Source organism: Roseovarius sp. MBR-6, from assembly GCF_040547525.1.
GTDB lineage: Bacteria > Pseudomonadota > Alphaproteobacteria > Rhodobacterales > Rhodobacteraceae > Roseovarius.
Genome location: NZ_JBEPPW010000002.1, coordinates 406,536 through 418,530, shown reverse-complemented (window position 1 = coordinate 418,530; position 11,995 = coordinate 406,536). Strand labels below are relative to the sequence as shown.

8 protein-coding genes are annotated in these 11,995 nt (G+C 67.2%); all 8 read left to right on the top strand.

The window, feature by feature from the left end; all coding sequences use genetic code 11:
* Positions 1-3 precede the first annotated feature (3 nt).
* The 8 genes from ABIE57_RS04435 (at position 4) to addA (ending at position 11,995) form a co-directional block, all read left to right on the top strand.
* A complete protein-coding gene (locus tag ABIE57_RS04435; protein ID WP_354537790.1) occupies positions 4-1,146 on the top strand; it encodes an alpha-D-ribose 1-methylphosphonate 5-triphosphate diphosphatase in 1,143 nt (380 codons plus the stop codon).
* A gap of 65 nt (positions 1,147-1,211) precedes the next feature.
* A complete protein-coding gene (locus tag ABIE57_RS04430) occupies positions 1,212-1,910 on the top strand; it encodes a fumarylacetoacetate hydrolase family protein (protein WP_354537789.1) in 699 nt (232 codons plus the stop codon).
* 165 nt (positions 1,911-2,075) lie between these two features.
* Positions 2,076-3,512 (top strand): PAS-domain containing protein, encoded by a 1,437-nt coding sequence (locus ABIE57_RS04425; RefSeq protein WP_354537788.1) that lies wholly within the window; start codon positions 2,076-2,078, stop codon positions 3,510-3,512.
* A gap of 47 nt (positions 3,513-3,559) precedes the next feature.
* Positions 3,560-4,030 carry a tRNA (adenosine(37)-N6)-threonylcarbamoyltransferase complex ATPase subunit type 1 TsaE gene (gene tsaE, locus ABIE57_RS04420; RefSeq protein ID WP_354537787.1) on the top strand — a complete coding sequence of 157 codons (471 nt, stop codon included), beginning with the start codon at positions 3,560-3,562 and terminating at the stop codon, positions 4,028-4,030.
* Positions 4,023-5,033 (top strand): aminoglycoside phosphotransferase family protein, encoded by a 1,011-nt coding sequence (locus ABIE57_RS04415; protein WP_354537786.1) that lies wholly within the window; start codon positions 4,023-4,025, stop codon positions 5,031-5,033. The genes tsaE and ABIE57_RS04415 overlap by 8 nt, the downstream gene beginning before the upstream one ends.
* Positions 5,030-5,719 carry a nucleotidyltransferase family protein gene (locus ABIE57_RS04410; protein WP_354537785.1) on the top strand — a complete coding sequence of 230 codons (690 nt, stop codon included), beginning with the start codon at positions 5,030-5,032 and terminating at the stop codon, positions 5,717-5,719. Before ABIE57_RS04415 ends, ABIE57_RS04410 begins: the two co-directional genes overlap by 4 nt.
* Positions 5,706-8,645: a double-strand break repair protein AddB gene (addB, locus tag ABIE57_RS04405; RefSeq protein WP_354537784.1), complete on the top strand. Its 2,940-nt coding sequence runs from the start codon at positions 5,706-5,708 to the stop codon at positions 8,643-8,645. The genes ABIE57_RS04410 and addB overlap by 14 nt, the downstream gene beginning before the upstream one ends.
* Complete coding sequence (addA, locus tag ABIE57_RS04400; protein ID WP_354537783.1) at positions 8,642-11,995, top strand: double-strand break repair helicase AddA; 3,354 nt, start codon at positions 8,642-8,644, stop codon at positions 11,993-11,995. The genes addB and addA overlap by 4 nt, the downstream gene beginning before the upstream one ends.

Sequence of the window (11,995 nt, the reverse complement as noted above, 5' to 3'; positions counted from 1 at the left end):
GACATGACAGAAGAGACCATTCTCGCCAATGCGGAAATCGTCCTGCCCGGTGAGGTGCGGCGCGGATCGGTCGTGCTGCGCGAGGGGCGCATCGCCGATCTGGCCGATGGCGCAGGCGTGCCGAACGGGGCGATGGATTGCGCGGGCGATCTGGTCATGCCGGGTCTGGTCGAGCTTCATACCGACAATCTGGAGCGTCATATCCAGCCGCGCCCCTCGGTCCACTGGCCCCATGATGCGGCGATCCTTGCCCATGACGCAGAGCTTGCGAGCGTCGGGATCACGACGGTCTTTGACGCGATGCGCGTGGGGTCGGTGCCGTCGGGCATCGGCAAATATGCCGAATACGCGCGCCGGCTGGCGAGCGAGCTTCTGGCGCTGCGCGCCGCCGACGCGCTCCGGATCAGCCATTTCCTGCACCTGCGCGCCGAGGTCTGTTCCGAGACGCTCGAGGCCGAGATGGCCGCCTTTGGCCCCGAGGACCGTGTGGGTCTTGTCAGCCTGATGGACCACACGCCGGGACAGCGGCAGTTCCGCGACATTTCCAAGCTCGAGACCTATGTGAAGGGCAAGCACGGCCTTGACGATGCGCAGTTTGCAGCCCATGTGGCGCACCTTCAGGCGCTGCGCGAAGCGCATGGCGAGCGGCACGAGGCGGCGGCGGTGGCGCAGGCACGCCGCTATGGCGCGGTGCTGGCCAGCCATGACGACACCACCGCCGAACAGGTGGCGGTCTCGCATCGGTATGGCGTCGGTATCGCGGAGTTCCCGACGACGGTGGAGGCCGCGCGCGCCTGTCACGCGGCGGGGATCAAGGTGATCATGGGTGCCCCGAACCTGATCCGGGGCGGGTCGCATTCCGGGAATGTGGCGGCGGGGGAATTGGCCGATCTTGGTCTCCTGCACATTCTGTCATCCGATTACGTGCCCTCGGCGCTCCTGTTTGCGGCGGTGCGGCTGGGACGGCACTGGGGCGACATGGCGCGCGGCATCGCCACCGTGACCGAAGCCCCGGCGCGCGCCGTGGGGCTCTCGGACCGGGGCAGCATCGCGCCGGGCGCGCGCGCGGACGTGATCCGCGTGACGCTCCGGGGCGAGACCCCGGCGGTGCGCGGGGTCTGGTCGCAGGGGCGGCGGGTGGCCTGAGCGGGGGCTTTGACAAGGCCACGGCCGGGGCGCATAACCGGCGGCGAACCAGACCCGGAGGCCCCATGACCACGCCGCTTTTCGATCTTGCCGCCCCGCCGCTCGTCCCCGTCGAGGGGGATGCGCGGGGCTATCCGGTGCGCCGCATCTTCTGCGTCGGGCGCAACTATGCTGCCCATGCCGCCGAGATGGGCAACGAGGTGGACCGAGAGGCACCGTTCTATTTCACCAAGACGCCCCATGCGCTTTGCCTCAGCGGCGCAAACATCCCCTATCCGCTCGAGACGCGCGACTGTCATCACGAGATGGAATTCGTCGTGGCCCTCGGTGCGCCTGCCTTTCGGGTGACCGAGGCCGAGGCCATGGCGGCGGTCTGGGGCTATGGCTGCGGCATCGACCTCACGCGGCGCGATCTTCAGGGGCAGGCCAAGGACAAGCGGCGGCCATGGGATCTGGGCAAGGATTTCGAGGATTCGGCGATCATCGGCGCGCTGACCCCCAAGGCGGCCTTTGGCGACATCGGCGAACAGATGATCCGCCTTGACGTGGATGGCCGCGTGGCGCAGGAGGCGCGGCTGTCGGATATGGTCTGGTCGGTGCCCGAGATCATCGTGCATCTTTCACGCTTCTATCATCTGGGGGCGGGCGATCTGATCTATACCGGCACGCCTGCGGGTGTGGGACCGGTGGCACCCGGAAATGTGCTGCGGGGCGAGATCGACGGGCTTGCGCCGCTCACCATCACCATCGGCGCTGCGGAATAACGCAAGACGACCGCGCGCGATCCATCGGCGCGTGACCACGATCCACGGTGTCTTTCGGACACCCACCTCAAGAGAGCGGGTGCCACGGGAGCACCCGGTCTCTGTTAATGGCCCTTTAACCTCTTTGTGCCACGCTTGCCGACAGGAAAGATGCGGAGAGGCGGCATGGCGGGTCTGACGACACTCGATTTCGCGATCCTTGCGGGGACAGCCCTGGTCCTTTCGCTTTTGGTTGTGTGGCTTTCGGGGTTTCTCGTAGCGCGGCCCTCGCCCGTCCCCGGAACCGATACCATGCGTCACTTTCTGTTCCGCGATGGCGCGCTGATCGACACGGATGTGTCGGATTTCGTGATGCCTGACGCCGCTGAGCCACAGGAAAGCGACTGGTCCCGATTCCGCCGCTGGCTCGCCCCCCGCTTTTCCCTGCCCGAAACGGTCGGGGAAGACATGACCCTGACCGCGGATAGCGCGCGCCTCAAGCTCACCCCGCAACGCGCAACGCTCCGTGTGACGCTCGCCGACACCAACATTTGCGCCGCCGCGCGCCAGGACCTCCTCGCGCGGCTGGCAGCGGATGATTGTCACCGCAGCGCACTCCGGACGGCACCACTGCCGGTCTGGCTGCGCGATCCCTCGGGCCGGGTTTTGTGGCAGAACAGGGCCGCAGAGATCATCCCCGAACCGGATCTGAACCGCCTTCTTGCCACGACGCAACCGGGCCGCGTGGCGCTCGATGACCCGCCGCGCTGGTATGACATCTCCTGTGTGCAGCATGAACAGGGGCAGATCATCTATGCCAACGACGTCACCGCCAGCGTGCGTGCCGAACAATCGCAGCGTGAATTCGTTCAGACCCTCGCCAGGACCTTCGCCGATTTGCCGACCGGACTTGCCACCTTCGACCGAAGCCGCGCGCTCGCGATGTTCAACCCGGCGCTTACGGACCTGACCGGCCTCGATCCCGTATTTCTCAGCAACCGCCCCGAGATCTTCGATTTCTTCGACAGGCTGCGCGACCGGCAGGTCATGCCGGAACCTCGGAGCTATGCCACCTGGCGAGCGCAGATCACGGCGATGATCCATGCCGCCGATGTCGGCCAGTATCAGGAGGTCTGGAGCCTTGTGAACGGGCGCACCTACCGCGTCACCGGGCGGCCCCATCCGAACGGGGCGGTGGCCTTCCTGTTTGCCGACATCTCCGACGAGGTCGCCAGCACCCGCGATCAGCGCGCCGCGCTCGATCTGCGTCAGGCCGCGCTCGATCGCGTCGACGAGGGGATCGCCGTGCTCGACCGGGACGGCGCGCTGCTCTTTTGCAACCGGCGCTTCGCCCTTCTCCTGCGCCTCATGCCAGAGGCGCGCGCGGGCCTTGCCCTGCCCGATTTGCTCGCCGCCTGCCGCACCCGATTTCCGCGCCCCGCGCTCTGGGACGGGATCGAGGCCAGATTGCGCAACGATGCCATCACCGCCTTCGGCGAAACCGCGGCACTCGAGCGTGGCGCAGTCCTTGCCGTGGGGCTCTCGCCGCTGGGTCACGGGCAAGCCATGCTCTCGCTCCGCCACCTGCGGGCGCAAAGCGACGCGACCGCGCTCAGCGCCTGAGCCCGCATCCGGCTTGCAGGCACCGGCGGGGCGTGTAGTCTCGCGCCATGACCAGCCGAACCCTCTATCTTGCCAGCCCCGCCGAAACCTGCGCGCTGGCCCAGCGCCTCGCGCCCCGCCTTGGCCCCGGCGATGTCCTGCTGCTGTCGGGCGGTGTCGGCGCGGGGAAAACCCATTTTGCCCGCTGCCTGATCCAGAGCCTCTTGCCCTCCCCCGAGGATGTGCCCTCGCCCACCTATACGCTGGTCCAGACCTATCCCGGACCCCATGCCGGGATCTGGCACGCCGATCTCTACCGGCTCACCCAACCGGGTGAGCTGGTCGAGCTTGGCCTGACCGAAGCATTCGAAACGGACATCTGTCTTGTCGAATGGCCTGACCGCCTTGGCGATCTTGCGCCCGGGAGCGCGCTCTTGCTCGACCTTGCCCCCGGGGACGCCGACGAAGCCCGCCGCCTCACCCTGCGCTGGTCCGATCCGCGCTGGACCTCCCGCCTCGAAGGGATTGCCGATGCCTGAGCGCAGTGTCGAAATCACCGCCTTTCTCACCTCCGTCGGCTGGGCTGCGGCCGAGGCGCGTCCCCTTGCCGGCGACGCCTCGAATCGACGCTACCTTCGCCTCACCGCCCCCGGCGGCGCATGCGCGGTGCTGATGGATGCGCCCCGCTATCGCGGCGAGGACGTGCGCCCGTTCCTGCACATCGCGCGGCATCTTTCGGGCCTTGGCCTCTCCGCCCCCACGATCCTTGCCGAGGACGTGCAGGCCGGCCTTCTGCTGCTCGAAGATCTCGGCGACGCGCTCTTCGCCCGCCTGCTCGAACAGACCCCCGGGATGGAGGCCCCGCTCTACGAGGCCGCCACCGATCTTCTCGTGGCCCTGCACCGCCATGCCCCGCCCGCCGGTCTTGCCAGTTACACGCCCGCGCTCATGGCCGAGCTCGCCTGCCTCGCGCTCGACTGGTATCGCCCCGGCGCAACCGGCACAACAGGCATCAGAAGAGATCAATTTTACGCCGAAACAGAGACTGTTTTGGCCAAGCTCCCCGCGCTCGACACGGTGCTGATCCAGCGCGATTATCACGCCGAAAACCTGCTCTGGTTGCCCGAGCGTGACGGCATCGCCCGCGTCGGTCTGCTCGATTTTCAGGACGCGATGCGTGGCCATCCGGCCTATGACCTCGTCTCGGTGTTGCAAGACGCCCGCCGCGACGTGAGCCGCCCCTTGGCCGAGGCGATGATCGCCCGCTACATCGCCGGAACCGCGCAGGACACCGAGAGCTTCTCCACCGCCTATGCCTGCCTCGGTGCCCAGCGCAACCTGCGGATACTCGGCGTTTTCGCCCGGCTTTGTCTGCGCGACGGCAAGGCGCATTATGTCGATCTCATTCCCCGGGTGTGGGCACATCTTGCCCAGGACCTGCGCCATCCCGCGCTTGCGCCCGTCGCTGCTCTGGTCGCGTCGGAATTGCCGGTCCCAACGCCCGAAATCCTTGCCCGCCTCAAATCCCGGTGCGCGGCATGACCCTGCCGGTGATGCTCTTCGCCGCCGGGTTCGGCACCCGCATGGGCGCGCTCACCGCCACCCGCCCCAAACCGCTGGTCGAGGTGGCAGGCCGCGCCCTTATCGTCCATGCGCTCGATCTGGTGGACGCTTATGCCCCACCGCGCACCTTGGTCAATCTCCACTACCTGCCCGAGCAGATCCGCGCCCATCTCGCCGGACGCGACCTGCTCTTTTCGCACGAGACCCCCGAAATCCTTGAAACCGGCGGCGGTCTGCGCGCTGCGCTGCCACTCCTCGGCCCCGGCCCGGTCGTGACCATGAACACCGATGCGATCTGGCGCGGCCCGAACCCGCTCACCTTCCTCGCGCCGCTCTGGGATCCTGCGCGCATGGACGCGCTCCTTCTCTGCATTCCGCCCCAAAACGCCATCGGCCACAGCGGCGCGGGCGATTTCACGATGGCGGAGGATGGTATGCTTTCGCGCGGGCCGGGTCTTGTCTATTCCGGCGTCCAGATCATCGCGCCCGATCCGCTCCATACCGTCCCCGAGACGCGGTTTTCGCTTAATCGCGTCTGGGACCGGATCGCTGAAAATGGCCGTCTCTTCGGCGTCGGCTATCCCGGTCGTTGGTGCGATGTGGGCCGCCCCGAGGGACTCGCGCTGGCCGAAATGATGTTGGATTTGGGCAATGTTCGAGACTGAGTCGACCCCTCACGTCTTCGCGCTCGCCCCTGGCGTCGATTTCCCGCGCGCGCTCATCTACGGGCTGCGCGCACGGCTGCGAGATGCCCCGCCCGAGGCGCTGGCCCGCGTTCAGATCATCGTCAACACCCGCCGCATGGCCCGCCGCCTGCGCGAGATCTTCGACGAGGGGCCGCCCTGCCTCTTGCCGCGCATCGGCCTTGTCACCGATCTCGGCGAAAGATGGGATCTGGCGCATCTCCCGCCCCCCGCCCCGCGTCTGCGGCGACGGCTGGAACTGGTGCAACTCGTGACTGCGCTCATCGACCACCAGCCTGATCTCGCCCCCCGCAGCGCCGCATTCGATCTCGCCGACAGCCTTGCCACGCTGATGGACGAGATGCATGGCGAAGGTGTTGCACCCCAAGCCATCGACGCGCTCGACATCACCGACCAATCCGGCCATTGGGCGCGGATAAAATCGTTTTTGGGCATTGTCAGACCCTATTTTGATGCCTCTGCCACCGCGCCCGACCCCGAGACACGGCAGCGGATGGTGATCGAGCGGCTCATCGAACGCTGGCGGAGCGCCCCGCCGCAACACCCGGTGATCGTTGCGGGATCCACCGGCTCGCGCGGAACGACACAGCTTCTGATGCAGGCAGTGGCGCGGCTGCCGCAAGGGGCCGTTGTCCTGCCCGGTTTCGATTTCGACGCGCCCGCCGCCGTCTGGGAGGCGCTCGCGGATCCCGACACCTCCGAGGATCACCCGCAATTCCGCTTTGCGCGCTTCGCCAGGGGTGCGGGTATCGCCCCGACCGCGATCCGCCGCTGGGCCGACGCGGCGCCGCCAAATGCCGCGCGCAACCGCCTCTTGTCGCTGGCGCTCCGCCCTGCCCCGGTCACCGATCAATGGTTGCGCGACGGCCCCGCGCTCTCGGATATTCCCGCCGCGATGGAGGGCGTCACCCTGATCGAGGCGCAAAGCACCCGTCAAGAGGCGCTCGCCATCGCAATGCGCCTCCGCGAGGCCGCCGAGACGGGCACGACTGCGGCTCTGATCACGCCGGACAGGACGCTTGGGCGTCAGGTTGCCGCCGCGCTCGACCGTTGGCGCATCCGCCCCGATGACAGCGCCGGTCAGCCCCTGCACCTTTCGCCACCCGGTCGCCTTCTGCGTCATGTCGCCGAGATATTCGCCAACCGGCTCAGCGCCGAGGCGCTTCTGACCCTGCTCAAGCACCCCCTCACCCATCAGGGCGACGGGCGCGGCCCGCATCACCACCTCACCGCGCGGCTGGAATTGCACCTGCGCCGCCACGGCCCGCCTTACCCCGATGCCGAGAGCCTGCGCGCCTGGGGCGAGACCCGGACCGAGCCGCTTGCCGCCGACTGGGTGCGGTGGCTCTGCACCTGTTTCACCGGGCGCAACACTCCGGGCGACCGCCCGCTGGTCGAGCGCGTGACCGAGCATCTCCTGCTCGCCGAACATATCGCGCGCGGCTGCCGGGCCGAAGGCAGTGGCACGCTTTGGGAGCGCGAGGCAGGCGAAGAGGCCCGCGCCGCGATGGACGAGCTCATCGCCGAGGCACCTTCTGGTGGCCCGATTTCGGCAGTCGACTATGCGCATCTCTTCCACGCCCTCCTGCGACAGCGCGAGGTGCGCGACCCGCTCGAGCCGCATCCCCAAATCCGCATCTGGGGCACGCTCGAAGCGCGCGTTCAAGGCTGCGACCTGCTCATTCTGGGCGGTCTCAACGAGGGCACCTGGCCCGAAAGCGCCGCGCCGGACCCCTGGCTCAATCGCGCATTGCGCACACAGGCAGGACTTTTGCTGCCCGAGCGGCGTATCGGCCTTCAGGCGCACGATTTTCAGCAGGCCATCGCAGCGCGCGAAGTCTGGCTCACGCGCTCCGTGCGCTCTTCGGATGCGCAAACCGTCGTCTCCCGCTGGCTCAACCGGCTTCAGAATCTGCTGGCCGGTCTGCCGGATCAGGCTGGAACAGAGACGCTTTCAACCATGCGCGCCCGGGGTCAGGCCTGGCTTGCCCGCGCCGCCCAACTCGAGGAATCGGGTGCGGTGCCCCGCGCTCCACGGCCCGCGCCCTGTCCACCCGTAGCACTACGGCCCGACCGTCTCTCGGTCACGGAGATCAAGAGGCTGGTCCGAGATCCTTATGCGATCTATGCAAAACATGTTCTTGGCCTCAAGCCTCTCAATCCTTTGATGAGATTACCCGACGCGATGATGCGCGGAACCGTGCTCCATACCATCCTGGAGCGGTTCATCTCCGAGACGCGCAACGATCCTGTGCGCCTGAGCGCCGAGGCTCTTTTGCAGGTAACAAAGACTGTTCTGGCTGAAATGGTGCCTTGGGGAGAGGCGCGGGCGCTCTGGCTCGCGCGTATCGAACGGGTGGCGGAGTGGTTTGTCGAAGGTGAGACCGCGCGCCGCCGCGACGCGCGGCCCGCTGCTGTCGAAAGGCGCGGCACGCTCGCTTTGCAAACCCCGCTCTTTACCCTGACCGCCACAGCCGACCGCATCGACCTTGATCCGCACGGGCGCGCGCTGATCTACGACTACAAGACCGGCGCGCCGCCCTCCAAAAAGGAGCAGACTCATTTCGACAAGCAACTCCTGCTCGAGGCGGCCATAGCCGAGCGCGGCGGCTTTGACGACCTCGGCCCCCTGCCCGTGCTGCGCGCCGCCTATATCGGGATGGGAAGCACCCCCGGCATCGTCGAGGCACCGCTCGATGAGATACAAACCGCTCAGACCATCGCCGAACTGACCGAGCTGATCGCTGCCTATATGGAGCGGGACAAGGGCTACGTCTCCCGCCGCGCCCCGCGCAACGAAAAGGAGAGTGGCGATTTCGATCAGCTTGCACGCTTCGGCGAATGGGACATCACCGATCCTCCCAAACCCGAGTGGGTCGGCCCATGACCGACGCTGCCACCCTCGCCCAACTCGCCGCCGCGCGTCCCGATCAGTCCACGTGGTTATCGGCCAATGCCGGCTCGGGCAAGACGCGTGTGCTCACCGACCGGGTGGCGCGGCTTCTGCTCGACGGGGTCAGCCCGCAGCATATCCTCTGCCTCACCTATACCAAGGCCGCCGCCAGCGAGATGCAAAACCGGCTTTTCGCGCGTCTCGGCGATTGGGCGATGAAGCCGGATGAAGCCCTGACCGACGCTCTGCGCAAGCTCGGCCATCAGGGAACGGCGGATGCCAGCGACCTGCGCCGTGCTCGGCGTCTCTTTGCACAGTCGATCGAGACGCCGGGCGGGCTCCGGATCCAGACGATCCACTCTTTCTGCGCCAGCCTCTTGCGCCGTTTTCCGCTCGAGGCGGGTGTCACGCCGCAATTTACCGAGATGGATGACCAGACCGCGCGCCTGCTGCGCGCCGAAATCGTGGAGGAGATCGCCGCCGGACCCGACGCTGCGCTATTTTACGATGTCGCCAGGCACTATTCCGGCGAGACTCTCGATAAATTCACCCTTGAGATCCTCCGCCATCAGGTCGGCTTTGCCCAGATCAAGGACCCCGCCGCGCTCTGTGCGTTGTTCGGCCAGCCCCCGGATCTGAGCCGCGAAAGCCTCGCGGCGCAGGTTTTTCTCGGGTCCGAGCGCGCCTTGCTCGAGCAGCTTTTGCCGGGCCTGCGCGCAGGCTCTTCCAACGATGTGAAGGCGGCGGACAAGCTTGCGCGCATTGCCACGTTCGATTTCACCGCCTTGCCGATACTTGAGGATGTATTCCTGACCGGCAAGGCCGCAAAATCACCTTTTTCCGCGAAGATCGGATCGTTTCCGACCAAGGCAACGCAACAGTCCTTCGCCGCGATCATGCCGCAGATCGAGCAATGGATGGCCCGCGTCGAGACCGCCCGTGACACCCGTCTCGCGCTGCTCGCCATCGAGCGCAGCACCGCGCTGCACGCCTTTGGCGCGGTTTTCATCAGAGACTATTCCCGCGCAAAACAGCGTCGCGGCCTGCTCGATTTCGATGATCTGATCCTGCGTGCCCGCGACCTGCTGACCGATCCCGCCGTCGCCGCCTGGGTGCTTTACCGGCTCGATGGCGGCATCGACCATATCCTTGTGGACGAGGCACAGGATACCAGCCCCGCGCAATGGCAGGTCATCGAGCGTCTGGCGCAGGAATTCACCAGCGGGCAGGGCGCGCGCGGCGACACGCGGCGCACGATCTTTGTCGTGGGCGACGGCAAGCAGTCGATCTATTCCTTCCAAGGGGCCGACCCGCGAGAGTTCGACCGGATGCAGCGCGATTTCGCCGCGCGCCTTGCGGAGACCGATACCCCGCTTCAGAGCCGCGTTCTTGCCCACTCCTTTCGCTCCGCCCCGGCGATCCTCGCTACCGTCGATGCCACCTTTGACGGTGCCGAAGAAAGCGGCTTTCTGCCGGATCAGAGCCACATCGCGTTTTTCGACTCCCTCCCCGGACGGGTCGATCTCTGGCCGGTCGTGCCCAAGCCCGACAAAGAGGACCCCCCGCCCTGGCACCTGCCCGTCGATATCCGGCACGAGAGCGACCCGGCAGTGATCCTCGCAGGTCATATCGCCGCGCATATCCGCGCGCTGATCAACGGGCGTGCGCCGCTGCCGGTGCGCGACGCTCCGGGTTCCTTTCGCCCCATCACGGCAGGCGATGTGCTCATCCTGGTGCGCCGCCGCTCCGCGCTGTTTCATGAGATCATCCGCGCCTGCAAGGCCGAGGGCCTGCCCATCGCCGGGGCCGACCGGCTCAAGGTCGGCGGCGAACTTGCCGTGCGCGACATCGCCGCGCTGCTCTCGTTTCTGGCGACGCCCGAAGATGACCTGTCGCTCGCCACGGCGCTGCGCTCGCCACTCTTCGGCTGGTCCGAGAATGACCTTTTCACCCTTGCCCAGGGCCGTGGCCCCCGGACCCTCTGGGAGGTGCTGCGCGAGCGCGACGAGCACCCCGAAACCCGCGCGATCCTTGACGATATGCGCCGTCAGGTCGATTTCCTCCGCCCGTTCGAGCTGATCGAGCGCCTGCTGACGCGCCACGACGGCCGCCGCCGCCTGCTCGCGCGTCTCGGTGCCGAGGCCGAAGACGGGATCGACGCGCTGCTCACTCAGGCGCTTGCCTATGAACAACGCACCGTGGACAGCCTGACCGGCTTTCTCGTCTGGATGGAAACCGACGATCTCGAAATCAAGCGCCAGATGGACAGCGCCGGGAATCGCATCCGTGTCATGACCGTGCACGGGGCCAAGGGGCTTGAATCCCCGGTGGTGATCCTGCCTGAAACCGGTGCCTGGAAACCGCCCGACGCGCCCGAGATCGTCGCACATGACGGGATTCCGCTCTGGCGCGGCAAGACCGACCTCATGCCGCCGCCCATCTCCAGCGCCGTGGCGGCAGGCCGCGCCGCGCAGATGGCCGAACGCGACAGACTGCTTTACGTCGCCATGACGCGGGCAGAGACGTGGCTCATCGTCGCCGCCGCCGGTGATCCGGGAAGGGATGGGCTTGCCTGGCACGATCGGGTGCGGCGCGGAATGGAGGCGGTCGGCGCAACGGAGCAGATGCTGCCTACTGGCCCCGGATTGAGGGTTCAAACCGGTGTTTGGGCTGAAACGGTGTCTGAAGTTACGCAACGCGACTTGCCATCACAACCGCCCCTTGCACCGCTCTTTCAGACCCACGCGCCCTCTCTCGACCCGCCCAAGCCCCGGAGCCCCTCCGATCTTGGAGGGGTCAAGGCGCTGCCGGGTGAGCGCGGCCTTGACGAGACCGCTGCCAAGCGGCGCGGGCGTCAGATCCACCTCCTGCTGGAGCTTTTGCCGGACCTGCCGCGCGCCGATTGGCCCGAGCAGGCCGCGCTGATCTTTGCATCGGGTCCCGACGCAGCCGGACCCGAGGAAACAACCCTCCTGCTGGCCGAGGCACAAAGGGTGCTCGACAAACCCGCCCTCGAACCGCTGTTCGGCGCAGACGCCCTCGCCGAGGTGCCGATTACCGCGCCTTGGGGCGAAAATCGGCTGCACGGTGTCATCGACCGGCTGGTCGTCGCCCCCGACCATATCCTCGCGGTCGATTTCAAGACCAATGCCGAGGTGCCCGAAAGCCCGGAGGACACGCCGGAGGCGCTTTTGCGCCAGATGGGGGCCTATGCCCATGCGCTCGCCCTCGTCTATCCCGGCCGTCGCATCGAAACGGCCCTCCTCTGGACGCGCACGGCCACGCTCATGCGCCTGCCACACGCTCTTGTGAGCCCGGCGCTTGCCCGCGCCACCGGTCCTTGA